Genomic DNA, 18,017 nt, shown 5'->3' on the forward strand with positions numbered 1-18,017 from the left:
CCCTGATACGCCGATAGGGGAGCAGCACATTCCTGGTCGACGGGGTGGGGAGGGGGTGGGGTGGGGGTCCTAGAAGTCGTCGTCGAAGGCCACCGTCCCGGTCACCCCCACCTGGTACGCCGACACCCGCCGCTCGAAGAAGTTGGACAGCTCCTGGACGTCCTGCAACTCCATGAAGGCGAAGGGGTTGGCCGACCCGTAGTGCGGGGCGATACCGAGCTGGACGAGACGACGGTCGGCGACGTGCTGGAGATACTCCCGCATGTCCGCCAGGGTCAGACCGGGCACGCCCTGACCCACCAGGTCCTCGGCGAACTGGACCTCACACTCGACGGCCTCGGTGAGCATCTGGCGGACCTGGTCGGCGAGGTCGTCGTCGAACAGGTCGGGCTCCTCGGCCCGCACGGTGTCCACCACGTCGAATGCGAACGCCATGTGCATCGACTCGTCGCGGAAGACCCAGTTCGTGCCGGAGGCCAGGCCGTGCAGCAGGCCGCGGGAGCGCAGGAAGTAGACGTACGCGAACGCGCCGTAGAAGAACAATCCCTCGATGCAGGCGGCGAAGCAGATGAGGTTGAGCAGGAACGCGCGCCGGTCGTCCCGGGTCCGCAGCTCGCGCAACTCGCCCAACGAGTCGATCCAGCGGAAGCAGAACTCGGCCTTGCGGCGGATCGAGGGGATGTTCTCGATGGCGGCGAAGGCGGCGAACCGTTCGGTCTCGTCGGGCACGTACGTGTCGAGCAGGTTGAGGTAGAACTGGACGTGCACGGCCTCCTCGAACAGCTGCCGCGACAGGTAGAGGCGGCCTTCCGGACTGTTGACGTGCTGGTACAGGTTGAGCACGAGGTTGTTGGCGACGATCGTGTCGCCGGTGGCGAAGAACGCGACGAGCCGGCTGACCAGGTGCCGCTCGGCCGGCGACAGCCGGTCCAGGTCGGCGAGGTCGGCGTGCAGGTCGACCTCCTCGACAGTCCAGGTGTTGCGGATGGCGGCGCGGAACCGGTCGAAGAAGTGCGGGTAGCGCATCGGGCGCAGAGTGAGATCCATCCCGGGGTCGAGCAGCATGTGCGTGGTCCTCGTGTCGGCGGTGGTGTCGGCGATCGGGTCGGCGGTGGTCACTGGCAGGCCTCGCACGACTCGGGGTTCTCCAGCGAGCACGCCAGCGCCTCCGCGTCGACGGCAACTGGTGCGACAGCGCTGACGGTGGCCTGCTGGATGCGCGTGGCGGGGCGGGAGCGCAGGTAGTAGGTGGTCTTGAGCCCGGCCTTCCAGGCGTACAGGTACATCGAGGAGAGCTTGCCGATGGTGGGCGAGGCCAGGAACAGGTTCAGCGACTGGGACTGGTCGATGAACGGGGCGCGGGCGGCGGCCAGGTCGATCAACGCCCGCTGCGGCAGCTCCCACGCGGTGCGGAACAGCTCCCGCACGTCGGCCGGGAGTTCCGCGAGGTCCTGCACCGACCCCTCCGCGCGCCGGATCGCCGAGCGGATCTGCTCGGTCCACAGACCACGTGCCTTCAGCTCGCGGACCAGGGCCGTGTTGACCTGAAGGAACTCCCCGGACAGGGTCTCGCGCTTGAACAGGTTGGACACCTGCGGTTCGACGCACTCGTAACAACCGGCGATCGAGGCGATCGTCGCGGTCGGGGCGACCGCCACCAGCAGCGAGTTGCGCAGCCCGTACTCACCGACCCGCTGGCGCAGCGCGGCCCACCGCGCGGTCTGCGTACCCTCGACGCCCCACAGGTCGGGCTGGAGCTGGCCCCGCGCGGCCCGGGTCTGCGCGTACGCCGGATGCGCGCCGACCTCGCGCGCCAGGTCGGCGGAGGTCTCCAGCGCGGTCAGGTACAGCTCCTCGCTGATCCGGGTGGACAGCTCCCGCGCGGCAGGCGAGTCGAACGGCAGCCGCAGCGCGAAGAACACGTCCTGCAGGCCCATCAGCCCGAGCCCCACCGGCCGCCACCGGGGGTTGCTCGCCGCCGCCTGCGGTGTCGGGTAGTAGTTGATGTCGATGACCCGGTCGAGGAACGTCACCGCCGTCCGGACGGTGGCGCGCAGTCGCGGCCAGTCGATGCCGTTCTCGGTCAGGTGGGCGGCGACGTTCACCGAGCCGAGGTTGCACACCGCGGTCTCGCCGTCGCTGGACACCTCGATGATCTCGGTGCACAGGTTGGACAGGTGCACCACGTTGCCCGACTCGGCCGTCTGGTTGCACAGCCGGTTGGCCGCGTCCTTGAAGGTCATCCACCCGTTGCCGGTCTGCGCCAGAGTGCGCATCATCTTCCCGTACAGCTCCCGCGCCGGCACCTGCCGCACGTAGCGGCCCTGCGCCTCGGCCGCCCGGTACGCGGCGTCGAACCGCTCCCCCCACAGGTCGGGCAGCTCGGGAACCTCGTTCGGGTCGAACAGCGACCACACCTCGTCGGCCTCGACACGGCGCATGAACTCGTCCGGGATCCAGTTGGCGAGGTTCAGGTTGTGCGTACGCCGGGCGTCCTCGCCGGTGTTGTCCCGCAGTTGCAGGAACTCCTCGACGTCCGGGTGCCACGGCTCCAGGTAGACGCAGGCCGCGCCCTTGCGCCGGCCACCCTGGTTGACCGCGGCGACGCTCGCGTCAAGGGTGCGCAGCCACGGCACGATCCCGTTGGACTGCCCGTTCGTGCCGCGGATCAGCGCGCCCCGGGACCGGACCCGGGAGTACGCGATGCCGATGCCACCGGCGAACTTGGACAGGCTCGCGACCTGGGCGTAGCGCTGGTAGATCGAGTCCAGCTCGTCGCGCGGCGAGTCGACGAGGTAGCACGACGACATCTGCGTGTGCCGGGTGCCCGAGTTGAACAGCGTCGGTGAGCTGGGCAGATAGGCCAGGCTGGACATCAGCCGGTAGAAGTCCACGGCCTCGTCCGGCGTACGGGACAGACCGCAGGCCACGCGCAGCAGCCAGTACTGCGGGGTCTCCAGCACCAACCGGGTGGTGGGGTGGCGCAGCAGGTACCTGTCGTAGACCGTGCGCAGGCCGAAGTACTCGAACCTCCGGTCGCCGTCCCGGTCGATGGCGTCGTCGAACGTTCCCGCGTGCGCGGCGACGAAGGCGGCGGTCTCATCCCCGATCAGCCCCTGCGCGTGGCCGGTCCGGATCGCCGCGCTGAACGAGGTGACGCCCTGTCGGCGTACCTCCCGGTCGATGTGGCCGGCCAGCAGCCGGGCGGCGAGGCGCGAGTACTGCGGCTCCGTACCGATCATCTCGGCCGCGGTCTGGATGGTCAGCCGGTCCCGCTCGGCCGTCGTCGCGCCGTCGTACAGGCCGCTGACCGTGCGGGTCGCCACCCGCAGCGGGTCGACGTCGGGCAGGTCGTCGGCCAAGCGCTCGACCTCGGCGACGAGCGTGCGCACGTCCACCGCCTCGCGGGCGCCGTCGCGTTCGCGGACCTGCGTCGGCGTACCCCGGCGGGCCGTGCCGCCGCCGGTCGCGGCTACCTCGGTAACTGTCACCACTCACTCCTCGCGAGCTTGAGACCTGACGGCCCTCGGCACGGGGAGACCGACACCAGCGGACGCCACGCCTCAGCGGGCGCGGATCCGAAAGGCGTCGGCCGTCCCACGCGGCCTCGGACCACCGCCCACCCGGATGCGGGTACGCGGCGCGCTGGCAGGTCTTCGGACTCGCGGGCACGACCGGTGTTCACCCGGTCCCCTACTGGCCGTCGCTTCCCAGGCCAAGTGGCGGCCCAGTGCTGATGACGGCTGTCGTTCCCACTCACCGCTGCGGGGCAGTCCCGGAATTCCACCGGGTTCCCTCTTGCCTCGGCCACCCTGGGATGAGTGGCCGAACCAGCTGCGGTCGACACCATATATAGGGGCGACTGGGTTTGTCACACCCCACATGTCGGGTCCGGGCGTGTCGCGGTCGTCGGTGACGGTCCTCGTCGATCCGGTCGGCGACGGCGGGCGCGCGAGCATCGGGCGGCGTCGCATTCGGACCTCGCCGCCGGCTTGACCGAGGAGAACCGGCACCGATACGGTCAACCCACTATCTGCGGCGACGCGAGGGAAGCCGGTGAGAATCCGGCGCGGTCGCGCCACTGTGAGCGGTCCCCGACTACGGGGCCGCGAGCCAGGACGCTCGGTCGTCCGCAGCCTTGCGATGGGGACGCGTCATCCCCGAGGAGGTTCGTGCACGCATGTCCAGTTCCACGTCCAGCCAGCCGCTGGTGCACCCCGCTGCCCCGACCCGTCTCCTGTGGACGGTCCTGGCCACCGTCGCCGTGCTCAGCCTGCTGGCCTATCTCGTCGCCTTCGACCAGGGTGCCGTCTCGCGCAGCGGGATGTACCTGCACGAGCTGATGCACGACGGCCGGCACCTGCTCGGTGTCCCGTGCCACTGACCGGCACCGGCACCGCACCCACGTTCGTCACGGTTCTCCTGCGCGGGCTGCTCGCCGGCCTGGTGGCCGGCCTGCTCGCCGGAACGTTCGCCTACGTCGTCGGCGAACCCCACGTCGAGGCGGCCATCGCCATCGAGGAGGCGGCGACACACGCCGACCCCGCCACCGGTGGGCACCAGCACGACGAGGACGCCCTGGTCAGCAGGAACGGCCAGCGCGGCGGGCTGTTCCTGGCCACCGCCCTCTTCGGCGCCGCGATGGGTGGCCTGCTGGCCACCGCGTACGTCCTGCTGAACCGGCGGCGGCGCACGGTGGACGACGGGTGGTCCGGGCTGCTGCTGGCCGGCGGCGCGCTGCTCGGGGCGGTGATCGTGCCGTTCGTCAAGTACCCGCCGAACCCTCCGGCGGTCGGCGACCCGGCCACCATCGACCAGCGCACGGTCACCTACCTGCTGCTGGTGGTCCTCGGCCTGGTGGCGGTCTGGTCCGGTTCGCTGGGTTACCGGGCGGTCGGCGAGCAGGCGCCGGTGTGGCTGCGCGCCGCGGCGGCCGTCGGCGGTTTCCTGCTGGTCACCGGCGTGGCCTACCTGGTGCTGCCGTCGTTCCAGGAGGTCCCGGGCGACTTTCCCGCCACGCTGCTGTGGAGCTTCCGGCTCGCCTCCCTCGGCACCCAGGTGGTGCTGTGGACCGGGATCGGCCTGCTCTTCGCCGCACTGATGCACCGGCAGCGCGCGGTCACCGACGCACGACTGGCCGGGTGAACCCCACCAGCCTGCGGCTGGTCGCCCACGGTCACACCGCCGCACTGCGGCGGGCCCGGTTCGGCGGGGACGACGCACTGGACGAGGGCGGCCGCAACGCCGCCCTCGCCCTGTCTCCCGGTGTGCTGGGTCGGCGGGCGCCGTCGGACGACACCGACGCCTGCCTGTCCAGCCCCGCGGCGGCGGCCGTCCAGACCGCGTACGCCCTCGGCCTCGCGCCCGCCGTGGAGACGGCGCTGGCCGACTGCGACTACGGCGACTGGACCGCCCGGTCGCTGCAGGAGATCGCCGGCGCGCAGCCCGACGCGCTGCGCGAGTGGCTGTCCACCCCGGACGCCGCGCCGCACGGGGGCGAATCCGTCGCCGCCGTGCACGAGCGCGTCGGCCGGTGGCTGGACGGACAGCGCGGCCTCGGCCGACGGGTCACCGCCGTCACCCACCCGCTCGTGATCCGGGTCGCTGTCGTACACGCCCTGGGACTGCCGCTGGTGACGTACCGGCAGTTGGACGTCGAGCCGTTGGCGATCGTCCGGCTCACTGACCACGGCCGACGGTGGCAGCTCCGGCTGAGCGCGCCCCCGGCACCCGTGACCGGCTGACGAGGGTCGACCACGGCTCCTGTAGAGCTGCCCCAGATGTGGGGCGGCATCGACGGACCCGGGCCCGACGGGATCGGATCGTTGGTCACTGCCCGGCGCCGGCACTGACCGTCAGCGCCGGCGTCGCCGGAGGATCGTGGCCGTCGGCGGCGCATGGACGCCGGCGGGCGGCGCGGCGGCGGGCGGCGCGGCGGCGGGCGGCGCGGCGGCGGGCGGCGCGGCGGCGGCATTGACGTTCAGCGGGATGGCAATGCCGGGCGGTGGGTTGCAACAGGGCGTCAGAGCCGGACAGCGGTGGGGTCTGGGCGACCGGCAGGCGCATAGGCCGGTGAGCGACATACCGCAGAGGTATAAATATGACTCTGAGGTATGTGCCTCACGGGCGACAGGGCCTCACCGGCCGCGCGGAGCGACAAGCCACGAAAGGCCGTCAGCCGAGCGGGCGGACCCGGAACGGGTGTCGGGCGGGCCGTGGAGCACGGCCCGCCCGACTGGTGTCGTTCCCTGCTTACTTCGGGGCGGTGACCGTGAACGGTTGGGACACCGCCGTCTTCGACGTGACGCCGGACAGCGTCACGCTCGTCACGCCCGGCTGCGCCGAATCCGGAACGGTGACGATCGCGCCGGAGACCACGCCGTCGCCGTTCGCACGCACCGTGCCGACCACACGACCCTCGCCGACACGAACCGAGATCGCCTCGTTCGGCGCGAACCCGGAACCGTCGACCGTGATCGACGAACCGCGTGGTCCGGACGTCGTGGGCAGCGACACCCGCGGCTCGTAGGCCGGGCTCGCCGGGCGCGCGGTCACCTGGACGGTGGCCGTCGCCGGCGTACCCGAGGAGGCGCCGGTGGCGCTGACGGCGTACCGGCCCGGTGCCGTGTCCCCCGACGTCGCGACGGAGGCGCGGACCGTGCCCGTCGCGGACGCCGAGACCGTCACGCTCCGCGTCGTGCCGGCGGCCAGAACCACAGTCACCCGCTCGCCGGCGGCGAACCCGCTGCCGTCGACCGTGACCGTTTCACCGGCGGCGACCTGCTGCGTGCCGGACACCGCGAGCGTCGGTTGCGGCCCGGCACGCCGGACGGTGACGGCGAAGGTGGCCGTGCTGCTCGACAGCGTGTCCCACGCCGTGACGTGCACCGTGTAGGTGCCCTCCCGCACGTAGGTGTGCTGGCCGCTCAGCGCGCCGTCCGCGCCGACCGTGACGTCGTCCGGGACCGTGCCGTCGCCCCACTGGACGCGGGCGCGGTAGCCGGCCGCGCCGGGGACACCGCCGGTCACCGACCCGAGGTTCGCCGCGAGGACCTTGCCGGCGTCGACGCTCTGGTCGGCGGGGGTGGCGGTCGCCAGCGCGGCGGCCGGCGTGCCGTCGTCGGCGACGGCGAACACGTGGATCCGGCCCGCCGAGCGGGGATCGCCGGTCTGCGTCGGCAGGGTCACCGAGACCAGCGTCCTACCCGCCGGGATCTGGTACGGCGTGGTGGCGAACAGGAACGGCTGCGCGCCGTCGCGGCTCGTGCCACTGAGCCGGTACGCGGATTTCGCGACGACGATGTTGCCGTACGACGGGGTGCCGTTGGCGTTGCCGCCCAGCGTCCAGTCACTGAACTGGATCGGGATGCTGGCGGTGCTGCCGTCGCTGAACGTCGCCGTGCCGGTGGTGCTCTGGTTGCCCTGCGTGCCGGCGCCGATGAACGAGATGTTCCGGGCGTCGGACGGCAGGTGCAGAGCGATCGTCGCGCCGTTGCCGGTGGCGTTGTCCGGTTGCCCGGCCGGGACCTGCGGCAGCGTGAAGCCCAGCGCCGTGCCCGGCACCTGCTGCCGCTGCCCCTGCGTCACGCCGGCTGCGGCCAGGGCGGCCCGCGAGTACGCCCACGACTTCGCGTCGCAGTCCGCCGCGAGGGTGCCCTCGTCGCCGACGCACACGGTGTCGAACGCCGCGGTGAGACCGTTCTTCGGCGCGTACGCGACGTCGACGCCGACCGTCACCGAGCCCTGGCCGGTGCCGTCGGTGACGGTGACGTTCGCCTGGTGGTAGCCGGGCGTGGCGTAGGTGTGTTCGCCGCTGACGCGGTACACGGCCCGCGAACTCAGCGTCAGGGTGCCCGCGGTGGCCGGTGAGCCGTCACCCCAGTCAATCGTCGCGCGGTAGTCCTCGGCGACGCCGCCGGTGACGGTGGCCAGCGCCACCGTCGCGGGTGCGCCGGAGAGCGCGTGCGCGCCGTCGGTGGCGGTCACCGTGATGTCGCCGCCGGCCAGGTCGAGGTCGCCGCCGGCGAGCAGCTCGATCTCGGCGAGGGTCGGCTGCGCGGCGCCGACGGTCTTCGTCACGACGAGGCGGAACTGGGAGTACCGCCCCGGCTTGTCGATCTGGAACGGCCGGGTCTGGTTGCGCCAGCGGAACACCTCGCCCGCACGGGAGTCCAGGGTGCTCCAGGTGAGGCCGTCGGTGGAGCCCTGCAACCGCCAGTCCGCCGCGTCACCGGCGCCCGCGCCGGAGGTGATCGTGTAGTACGTCGGCTTCTGGCGGCCACCACGGGAGGCCCAGCTGATCTGCGGCGTGCCCGACGACGCGGTCAGCTGCGTGGTCGACGAGTCGTCGAACAGCTTCGACGCGTCCTGACCGCCACTGGAGGTGGCGGTGCCCAGACCGGGGCCGGTGACGTCCTGCAACGGCTGCGGCGCCGCGTCACCCTTCGTCAACGACGGCGGACCGTCGTTGCGGCCGGTGCCCCAGGACGACGGGTTCGGTCCCATCTGGAAGTCGATCGTGCCGCCCCGGGCGAGCGCGGACACCTCGACGGACACGCCGCGCTGCTTCTTGCCGTTGACCGTGACGCTCTGCACGTACACGTTGCGGGTGCTGTTGTTCGCGGCGTTGACCACGATGTCGCCGGTCGGGCGGTGGACCGTCATCCTGGTGAACTGCGGCGAGCCGATGGCCCAGTGGGTCGAGCCGGCCTGCAGGGGGTAGATGCCCAGCGAGCTGAGGACGTACCAGGCCGACATCTCGCCGTTGTCCTCGTCGCCCAGGTAGCCCTGGCCGATCTCGCTGCCGACGTACAGGCGCTGCATGATCTCGCGCACGGTCGCCTGCGTCTTCGCCGGTGCGCCGGCGATGTCGTACAGGTACGGAATGTGGTGCGACGGCTGGTTGCTCATGCCGAGCTGACCGAGGCGCACCGCGCGGGCCTCGAGCATCTCGTGGATGATCCCGCCGTAGCCGCCGGGGCGGTCGGCGTTCTCCGGGGTGGCGAAGAAGGTGTCCAGCTTGTCGCGCAGGGCCTTCTGCCCGCCGTACAGGTTGATCAGGCCCTGCGGGTCCTGCTGAGCGGTGAACGCGAAGTTCCACCCGTTGGTCTCGGTGTAGACGCCGCCCCAGTCCAGCGGGTCACCGGCGAGGAACGTGCCGGAGGCGTCGCGGCCCTGGAAGAGCTTGGTCTTCTCATCGAAGAGGTGGACGTAGTTGCGGGCCCGCTCCAGGAAGTACCGCGACTCCTCCTTGAGCTGGTCGCGCCGCGACCTGGGCGTGGCCGGGTCCTTCGCCAGGGCGGCGGCCATGTTGCCGATGCCGTAGTCGTTGATGTAGCCCTCCAGCGCCCACGACACCGACTCCCCCGTGGAGGTGGGCGTGTAGCCGAGGAACAGCGAGGTCTCGATGCCCTTGCGGCCGACCGCGCCCCGCCCGGACGCGACCGTCGCGTCCTTGACTGCAGCGTCGTACGCCGCGAGCGGGTCGGGCAGTTTGACCCCGGTGAGGTACGCCTGAGCGAGAGCCACGTTCGCGCTGGTGCCGGTCATCAGGTCGGCGTAGCCGGGCGAGGACCAGCGGGCGATCCAGCCGCCGTCCCGGTAGTGCTGGACGAAACCGTCGGAGATCCTGGCGGCGACATCCGGGTAGAGCAGCGAGTAGGCGGGCCACACGGTGCGGTAGGTGTCCCAGAAGCCGTTGTTGACGTAGATCTGGCCGTCGACGATCTTCGCGCCGGTCCGGGTCGCGGTCGACGTGCCGGTCGGCGCCGACACCGGGCTGGCGTACTGCCAGTGGGGTGCGGCGGCGGTGCCGGTGTTCTCCGACTGGGAGTTCGGGTACAGGTTCAGCCGGTACAGGTTCGAGTACATGGTGACCAGCTGCGTCTCGGTCGCGCCCCGCAGCTCGACCCGGCCGAGGCGGTCCTTCCACGCCGCGGTGGCGGCGTCGCGGATCGCATCGAAGCTCCGGCCGGTCACCTCCAGGTCGAGGTTGCGGCGGGCCTGGTCGACCGACAGGAACGAGGTGGCGATCCGCATCGTCACCTGGCGTTCGGTGGAGACGTCGAAGGTGGCGGACGTCGCGGTGGACGCCGTCGGCGCCCGGTCGAAGGTGCCGGAGACGAACATGCGGCTGCGCCCGGCGGACAGGCCGCTGCCGTTGTCGACCCAGCCGGTGAAGGTGCCGTCGGCGCCGATGGCGAACGTGCCCTTGGCGAAGACGAGGCTTCCGGTCGCCGGGCCGGCGCCGAAGGTGAACCGCATGATCCCGGCGTGGTCGGTGGGCGACATCTCCGCCACCAGACCGCTCTGCGTCGTGACCCGGTAGAGGTCCGGCTGTGCCGTCTCGTCGTCGTGCCGGAAGGCGAGCGCCCGGCTGGCGGGTGACCCGGTGAGAGGAACGTCGCCGGCCACCGGCATCACCGACATCTGGTTGCGGTCACCCATCCACGGGCTCGGCTCGTGGGAGATCGCGAGGCCCTGCAACGTGGGCAGGTTGGCCGCGTTGTTGGCACGGTGGTACTCGTACTCCCAGGAGTCGGAGGTCGCGTCGGTCACCGGGGTGAAGAAGTTGAAGCCGTTCGGCACCGCGGTGATCGGCAGGTTGTTGCCGCGTGAGAACCCGCCAGTCGAGTTGGTCCCGCGCCGGGTGTCGACGTAGTTGGTCAGCCGGGAGCCGTCGATCGCCGCCGGCGTGCCGGTCAGCTCGACGTCGTCGAGCCAGCCCTGGAACCGGGTCTCCCCGGTGGCCTGCGGGTTGTCGTAGGCGAGCAGGATGCGGTCGATCGTCTTGCCCCGGGCGACGGCGCCGATGTCGGCGCGCACCTGGTTCCACTGGTCGGCGTAGAGCACCTTCGACGCGCCCTGGCCGGCCGGCGTCAGCGCGTAGCCGTGCTGGTCGACAGCCGAGCGTCCACTCAGGTAGCTGCCGTCGGTGAAGTGCAGGTCAAGAGCCGCGTAGGTGGACGGGTACCGCGCGTCCTGGCCGGTGAACTCGGGGAAGATCCGGTAGGACAGGCGGGTGTTCGGCCCGACCGGGATGTCGACGTCGAACAGCCGGTTCGTCGCGTACGAGCGGCCGTCGGCCTCGGCGCCGCCGGAGTAGCGCAGCGCGGCCAGCCCGGTGAAGCCGACGCTCGGCTTCGTCGTGTAGCCGCCGACCGGCCCGGGGCCGACGCCGGTGACCATGGGCGTGGCGGGCGGGCGGACGTCCGAGCCGTCGCTGATGTCCCAGCTGGCGAGCTGGGACAGGGAGGCACCGGAGTTCGCGGAGATGGACAGCCGGTACCAGCCGTACGCGGTCGTGTTGGCGACGCGGTACGTGTTGGTGGCGAACCGCTTGGCGAAGCGCTGCTGCGTCTGCCGGTCCAGGTCCGTCCAGGTGTTGCCGTCGGTGGACCCCTGGAGGGTGAAGTCGCGGGGGTCACGGGTCGGTTCGTCGTCCGCCGAGGTCAGCGCGTACCGCGCCACGACCGCCGGCTTCGCCAGCCGGTACGTGATCCAGCCGGTCGGTTCGAACGCCAGCCACTTGGTCGACGGGTTCCCGTCGGCGAGGTTCGCGGCGATCTCGTTCGGTGGGTTCTGGGCGCTCGCGGTCACGGCGTCGACCTGGCCGAGCAGGCTGCCGGGCAGGTTCGCGCTGCTCGATCCGCTCAGGTTGCCCTGCACGGGCCGGCCCGAGGAGTCGACCTCGACGGTGCTGGTGGCGGGTTGCGGGTCGGCCGACTCGAACGAGGAGCTGAAGGAGCCCGGTGGGGCGGCGCTGGGCGCGGCGTTGGCCAGGGGCGCGGCGACGACCAGCCCCAGCGGCAGCAGGGCGGCGGTGGTCGCGGCGGCCAGCCGGAGGGAAACGGTGCGCGCACGGGGGCGATACGGCATGGGGGCGGGGCCTTTCGACTCGATCCGGTCGAGTACGTCGTACGGCTGGGCGAAGGGGACGGTGGCTGCTGCGGTCGACAGTGGAGGGACGGGTCGGGCCTGACATCGTTGTCATCGGACGTGCGTGACAAGCGAGGGCAGACCCGGTGGATGTTGGGCAGATGTTTCCGGGCGGCCACGGCCCTGTCAATGGGTTGACCGAAAGGGAACACGCCGACCGGGGCGTCCGGGCTGGACAGCACCGATGCGCGGCGCTCAGCGACCGCCCGCGGCCAGCTCGGCCAGCATCCCCTCACAGCTGCGGACGACGACCTCCGCGCCCCGGCGCTGGGCCAGCGGGAGCAGAGGATCCTCGGCCCGGTCCCGCCACCGCCACTGAGCGTCGGCGGCGACCTCCCAGAGCCGCTGCACTGTCGCCTCGTGCTCCACGCCCAACCGCGCGGCCAGGCCAACCCCGTCGCCGCCCACCAGGCGCTGCGCCTCGGCCGCCAGCTCCGCGTCGAAACCGAGGCGGGCGTTGCGCAGCGCCACCAGCAGGCGCAGCTCCCGGAACTCGTGCGCGCCCGCCAGGATCTGCTCGATGGCGGCGACCAGCTCGTCGGCCCCACGCACCGGCTCGGCCCGCACCAGGGCCTCCACCGCGGCCAGCGCCGAACGTGCCTTGAGGGTGTCGCGCCGATCGACGAAACAGCGGGTCATCGACTCCCGCAGCTCGGTGAGCCCACTGCGCCGGATCAGCTCGGCCGACAACGTCACCCGGGTGTCGAACCCGCCCCGCACCAGGGTCGTCGCGAGCCGGATCCCGAAGAGCCCGAACCGATCCAGCAGACCGGCGCGCACCTCCGGGTCCAGGTGCACCGGAAGTTCGCCACGGACGAAACGGTCGGCGGAGAGCAGGTGGGCCTCCAACTCGGCGCGGGACGCCCCGGCCAGCGTCGCGAGCGCGGCGAAGTCGGACTCGCTGAGCATCCGGCCCGCGAGGCCGATCGCGCCGCTGCACGCCACCACGTTCACGGCCAACGCGCCCACCCGGGGATCCCGATGGTGCCGTCGGGCCAGCTGGCGGGCGGTGAGCAGCCCGTCGATCCGACCGCCGCCCACCTCGTCCGCCCGGGACAACACCATGATCACATTCACCGGGGCGGCCTGCCCGACCACACTGTCCCGAGCGGACTCCAACACCCGCAGGTCACTGTCGCGACCGTCGCGGCTCAGGAACAGCACCGCGTCCGAGTCCCGCAGCACACGGTCCAGCACCGGCGCGTGGCCCTGCTCGTCGACCGCAGCGAGCGCCGGGGTGTCGATAAGCGTCACCTGCCGCAACGCCCGCGTCGGCCACCGCACCACGATGTCGCGCACCTCCCCGACCCGCCAACCCAGATCCACCCGCATCCCGGTCGCCGACTTGACCACAGTCAGCTCCTGGGGAGGCTGGCCCACTGGATAGGCGGTGGCGTGCGGCGAAGGGCCGTCCTCGTACCAGGTGAAGACGCCGTCCGCGCCCTCGACCGGCGCGACCTCCTCCCCCATCAACGCGTTCAGCACCGTCGACTTGCCGGCACGCCAGGGGCCGGCCACCGCGATCCGCAGCGGCTGCTCCAACCGCGTCACCTGGTGCCGCAACCGCGCGACGGCCCGCGCGTCGTGCTGGTAGACGTCCATGGCCTGGTGCAGCAGCCCCCACGCCGCCTCGTCCAACCGCACCCCGACCGTCATGCCCGGGGCTCCAACAGCACAGGTGTGGACCGGGCGCCGGTCAGCTGCTGGGACTGCTCGTAGAGCGCGGCGAGGCGGGTCATCTTCAGCCGGATCTCCCGCTGCCGCTGGTCGCGCAGGGCGACGTCGGTGTCGGCCTCCTGCTTCGCGCTGCGGAACGACTGCACGATGGCCTCCTGCAACTCCTCGGTCAGCCCCGTGAAGTGATCGCGCAGCATCCGCTGCACCTGGCGGGTGGCGTCCCGGCAGTCCCGGACCATCCGGACGAAGAACTCGTCGACATGCCGCTGGATGGCCGTCTTGACTGTCGCCTGCCGGCGGCGCAGCAGCTGCTTGCCCTCGTCACGGATGCTCTTGCCGCCGAAGAGCGCACCGATGCCGACCGAGACCGGGTTGATCATCGGCATTCCGGCCAGGGTCGTCGCGAGGCCGAACATCAGCATGCCGCCGTACGAGCCCTTCATGCCCGTGAACAACTTCTGGCCGGTGGTGAACCGGTCGATCCTCGGTCGCTCCAGGTCCGGCAGCCGGTCGCCGAGATCCGCCGGCATCGTCATCGACCAGGGCGGCAGCACGTCGTAGCCGTACCTGTTGAAGTTGGCGGCCACCCGACGGGCGATCCAGTCGCAGCGCTGGATCAGCCACTCGTGGTTGGCTTCCGCGGCCTCGACGAGGCTGCGCTCCAGCCACTCGGCGAAGGTGTCCCAGGCGACGAGGGGGTCCGCCGTGTCGAACGCCTCGTCCACGGCACGCAGGATCTGGCGGGTGCGGTCGCGCAGGTCGTACTCGATGTCGGAGAGCAGATCCGCCATCTCGTCGGCGAGCGTGTTCTGCCAACGGGTGGAGCAGCGGCGCAGCTCGTCGACCTCCCGCTGGGCGGCGTGCAGCCGGGAGATCGGCCCGGACTGCTCCTCGGCCTCCTGTGTCGCCAGCTCGGCGCGCAGCGGCGCGGCCAGTTGCTCCACCACCGTACGGGCCACCGCCTGCACCGACGCCCGCGCCAGGTGGTCGGCCTTGCCCGTCAGGTCCCGCTGCAGGCGGGCGATCAGCGCCGGAAAACCGGACTCGGCATTGAGGTCGCGGTCGTCGATCGCCGCAGCGCCCAGCCGCAGGGTCGCCGACACCGGGATCAGCGGCGCCGCGACGCCGGCGTCGGCGAGGTGCTGCCGGTTGCGCTCGGCAACCGCGCGCCAGTCCGCCACGAGATCGGTCTTGCTCTGCACCACCACCACGTTCGGCTGCGACCGCGTCACGTGCAGCAGCATGTCCAGCTCGGCGACCGAGAGTTCCCGGGTCGAGTCCGAGACCAGCAGCACGGCGTCGGCGCGGGTGGAGGCGGCGACCTCCGCGGCCCCACCGAGCGCAGCCGCCTGGTCGGTGCCCGGAGTGTCCACCAACACCAGTCCGGCGGCGAGCAACGCGCGGGGCAGGCCGATCTCGACGTACGCCGGACCGCCGCCCGGCCGCCGTCCGACCGTGCCGGACACCCCGGCCGCGACCTGGTCGAGCGCCAGGGGGGTCCGCTCGACGAGCGTCGCGGCCGAGGCGCCGGCGGCGGGCCGTCCCGAAACCTGCGGCGCCTGGACGACGGCAGCGGAGGCGGCCTCGGCGTGCTGCACCACTGTGGGCAGGACCGTGGTGCGACCGTCACCGACCGGGCACGCCGGCGCGTTGATGATCGCGTTGATGAGCTGACTCTTGCCCTGGTTCGGCTCGCCGACGACCAGGACCCGCAGCTTCGGGTCCAGCAGTTGGGCACGCTTGTTGCGGACCGTCTGGAGCAGGTCGCCGCGACCGTGTGTGTTGCACGTCCGGGCGATCTCGTCCAGTACGTCCAACCAGATCCCCGCCATCACCGCACCAAGTGTGCGGATTTCGGCTCAATTATCAAGAGGAACCGGAAGGGAAACCGGAGAGAGCCGGGCCGCCCGAGGCGACCCGGCCTCCCGCTTCCAACGGGAATTCCCGTCAGAGCAGACCGCCGGTGATGCCGAGCAACCCGTGGTCCGACGAGGCGGGCCCCCCGTCGTGCAGGTCGCCGGTCACACCGTCGGTGACCCCTCCGGTCACGTCACCGACAGTGCCGGTGACCCCGGGGAGGAGACTGTCCACGTGGTGCGTGACACCGCCCACCACGGACGGGACGTCCACCGGCGGCACCACGCCGCCGACGGCACCGTGCCCGAGGCCCAGACCACCCAGGGTGTCGTGGACGCCCAGGGAGCCGACGATGCCGTCGACCTGGCCGTGCACGCCGGAGAGGGCACCGCCGGTCACGTCGCCGCCGAGTACCGGGTCGGTGACGCCGAGCACACCGGTCGGGTCCCCGACGGTGCCGGTCACGCCGCCCAGAACCGGGTCGGCGATGCCGTCGACCGGCTGCACCACGTCCGCGTCGAGGGTGTGCGCGACGTCGGCCACACCGGTCAGGTCGGTGTCGAGGCCGCTCGGGCCGATGCCCAGGCCGACACCCGGAAGCACGGTCACCCCGGCGGCCACGGTCGTCGGGTCCACGGCGATGGCGCCGAGCACACCGGCCTTGACGTCCACGCCGGCCGGCGAACTGGTGACGCTGATCTGCTGCGCCACGCTCTGCAGCTGGCCGACCACATCGGTGGCGTCGGTCACCAGCGGGTCGAACCCGAGCTGCCCGACGGCCGGAACCAGCGGCGCGAGGCCCTGCCCCGGCGCGTAGTCGACCACGAGCGGCACCACGTCCTGCACGTCGGCGGCCGTGATGTCACTGAGCCCCGCGGCGTGCAGCGCGCCCTCCGGGTCGAGGTCGAAGGCCGACCGCGCGTCGGGGTTGGTCAGCAGGTCGAGCACGAAGTCGTGGAGGGTCTGTTGCGAGTCCATGTGCCGGTTCTCCTCGGATTGGCGTCGGCGACCGTCGTTCGTCGACAGTGACGTTATTGCGGGGGCCGATCCCGGACATCGGGGCTCGGCCCGCATCCGATCCCGCCGCGTTAGGGCCTTGATCGGCTCCACCGTTAGGGGGACTGGGGGAAAGCGTCTCGGGCAGATTAGGGTCCCGACCAGGGAGCGATCTCTGGTACGAACGTAGGAGCCCGCGGGTTTCGCCGGGGGTGGGTCGCCGGGCAGCGCCGGCGCCATCGCCACCAGAGGGCCGACTCGCGGAAAGAGAAGAGACGGATGCCGTACGTCCTGGGGATCGACATCGGAAGCACCAACACCGCCGCCGCCGTCGCACGGCGCGACGGCCGGACCTGGACGCGCCCGGAGGCTGTTCCGCTCAACGCCGGCTCCCCCCTCGTACCGTCGGTGCTGCACCTGGCCGAGGACGGCGCCCTGCACATCGGCGGGACCGCCACCGACGACGGCAGCCGCACCACCAGGGACTTCGTCCGCCGCATCGGCGACGACGTGCCCCTGCTGCTCGGCGGCGAGCCGTGCGCGCCGCAGACGCTCACCGCGGAACTGGCGGCGTGGGTGGTGGAGCAGGTGCAGGCCGCCGAGGGCGGTCCGGCCGAGGCGGTCGTGCTCAGCCACCCGGCGGCCTGGCGGCCGTACCGGCGGGAGCTGCTGCACCGGGCGCTCACCGACCTCGGTCTGCGCAGCGTCACGCTGCCGCCCCGCACCGTCACGGTCGCCGAGAGCCACGCGGCCCGCGGGTTCGACGGCACCACGGCCGCCGTCTACGCGTTGGGGGGCGCCAGTTTCGAGGCGGCCCTCGTGCGGCGCACCCCGCGCGGCACCTACGAGAGCTTCGGCACCCCGCAGGGTCTCGACCCGATCGGCGGCGCCGACTTCGACGAACTGCTGGCCAGCCACGTCCGCACCGTGCTGTCGCGGGAGTTGGCCGCCACCGGCCGTCGGGAGCACCAGGCCGCCCTGCGCGGGCTGCCGGCCGAGTGTGACCGGGTCAAGCGGGCGCTGACCGTCGAGCTGGCCGCCGACGTGGTGTTGAGCCTGCCGACCGGCCCGGCGCGGATACCGGTGACCCGCGCGCAGTTCGAGGCGATGATCCGCCCGACCGTGCAGGCCACGGTGGACCTCCTGCTGCGCACCGTGCAGGGCGCCGGCCTGACGCCGACGCAGCTCGACGGCGTCCTGCTGGCCGGCGGCTCGGCCCGCATCCCGCTGGTCACCGAGCTGATCACGGCGGCGCTTCCGGTCCCGGTCGAGGTGGAGCCGGACGCGCAGCTCACCGCCGCCACCGGGGCGGCGAGCGCGGCCTGCCAGGTGGTGTCACCCCGCCCCCGGCACCCCCCTGCGGTCCGCGACCCGGCGCCGGTCGCCAGCTCCGGCCGGGCCGCCATCCCGGCCCTGCGCCGGCCGCGGAACCACGCCACCGATCCGGGCGAGCCGCCACCGCGCCCTCCGGTCCGGATCCTCCCCCTCGACCTGCCGCAGGCGTCCCGTCTGGCACTGACGCTCAGCCGGGGACGCGAAGGATGACCACA

Annotated in this window: 10 protein-coding genes and 2 riboswitches; of the genes, 4 read left to right on the top strand and 6 right to left on the bottom strand. The window is 72.1% G+C overall.

The features are described from left to right. Window positions 1-69: 69 nt before the first annotated feature. Together ACLQ27_RS24920 and ACLQ27_RS24925 are read right to left on the bottom strand one after the other, a co-directional pair. Complete coding sequence (locus ACLQ27_RS24920) at window positions 70-1,065, bottom strand: ribonucleotide-diphosphate reductase subunit beta (RefSeq protein ID WP_357574909.1); 996 nt, start codon at window positions 1,063-1,065, stop codon at window positions 70-72. 50 nt (window positions 1,066-1,115) lie between these two features. Next, window positions 1,116-3,494 (bottom strand): ribonucleoside-diphosphate reductase subunit alpha, encoded by a 2,379-nt coding sequence (locus ACLQ27_RS24925; RefSeq protein ID WP_425868902.1) that lies wholly within the window; start codon window positions 3,492-3,494, stop codon window positions 1,116-1,118. Window positions 3,495-3,630: 136 nt separating this feature from the next. Further along, window positions 3,631-3,850, bottom strand: a riboswitch (cobalamin riboswitch). A 198-nt stretch (window positions 3,851-4,048) separates the two neighbouring features. Next, window positions 4,049-4,122, top strand: a riboswitch (cobalamin riboswitch). Between the two features lie 58 nt (window positions 4,123-4,180). Here ACLQ27_RS24925 and ACLQ27_RS24930 point away from each other — a divergent pair. From ACLQ27_RS24930 to ACLQ27_RS24940, 3 genes are read left to right on the top strand one after another with little or no spacing between them, the layout of a single operon-like run. Beyond that, a complete protein-coding gene (locus tag ACLQ27_RS24930) occupies window positions 4,181-4,384 on the top strand; it encodes a CbtB domain-containing protein (RefSeq protein WP_234584025.1) in 204 nt (67 codons plus the stop codon). Further along, on the top strand, window positions 4,375-5,145 hold the full coding sequence (locus ACLQ27_RS24935) for a CbtA family protein (protein WP_357574882.1): 771 nt from the start codon (window positions 4,375-4,377) through the stop codon (window positions 5,143-5,145). The genes ACLQ27_RS24930 and ACLQ27_RS24935 overlap by 10 nt, the downstream gene beginning before the upstream one ends. Continuing rightward, a complete protein-coding gene (locus ACLQ27_RS24940; protein ID WP_425868904.1) occupies window positions 5,142-5,744 on the top strand; it encodes a histidine phosphatase family protein in 603 nt (200 codons plus the stop codon). Before ACLQ27_RS24935 ends, ACLQ27_RS24940 begins: the two co-directional genes overlap by 4 nt. A 508-nt stretch (window positions 5,745-6,252) precedes the next feature. Here ACLQ27_RS24940 and ACLQ27_RS24945 read toward each other — a convergent pair. From ACLQ27_RS24945 to ACLQ27_RS24960, 4 genes are all read right to left on the bottom strand, one after another. Continuing rightward, window positions 6,253-11,877, bottom strand: a complete 5,625-nt coding sequence (locus ACLQ27_RS24945) for a GH92 family glycosyl hydrolase (RefSeq protein WP_357489685.1) — start codon at window positions 11,875-11,877, stop codon at window positions 6,253-6,255. A gap of 255 nt (window positions 11,878-12,132) precedes the next feature. Then, window positions 12,133-13,593, bottom strand: a complete 1,461-nt coding sequence (locus tag ACLQ27_RS24950; protein WP_425868906.1) for a hypothetical protein — start codon at window positions 13,591-13,593, stop codon at window positions 12,133-12,135. After that, a complete protein-coding gene (locus ACLQ27_RS24955; RefSeq protein WP_425869101.1) occupies window positions 13,590-15,446 on the bottom strand; it encodes a dynamin family protein in 1,857 nt (618 codons plus the stop codon). The genes ACLQ27_RS24950 and ACLQ27_RS24955 overlap by 4 nt, the downstream gene beginning before the upstream one ends. Before the next feature lie 115 nt (window positions 15,447-15,561). Beyond that, window positions 15,562-16,449: an IniB N-terminal domain-containing protein gene (locus tag ACLQ27_RS24960; protein ID WP_425868908.1), complete on the bottom strand. Its 888-nt coding sequence runs from the start codon at window positions 16,447-16,449 to the stop codon at window positions 15,562-15,564. Window positions 16,450-16,746: 297 nt separating this feature from the next. On the opposite strand from ACLQ27_RS24960, the gene ACLQ27_RS24965 reads away from it, so the two are divergent. Beyond that, entirely contained in the window at window positions 16,747-18,012 is a 1,266-nt protein-coding gene (locus ACLQ27_RS24965) for an Hsp70 family protein (RefSeq protein WP_425868910.1), read from the top strand. The last annotated feature ends 5 nt before the right edge of the window (window positions 18,013-18,017 follow it).

It is taken from the genome of Micromonospora sp. DT63 (genome assembly GCF_049841615.1).
Classification (GTDB): Bacteria; Actinomycetota; Actinomycetes; order Mycobacteriales; family Micromonosporaceae; genus Micromonospora.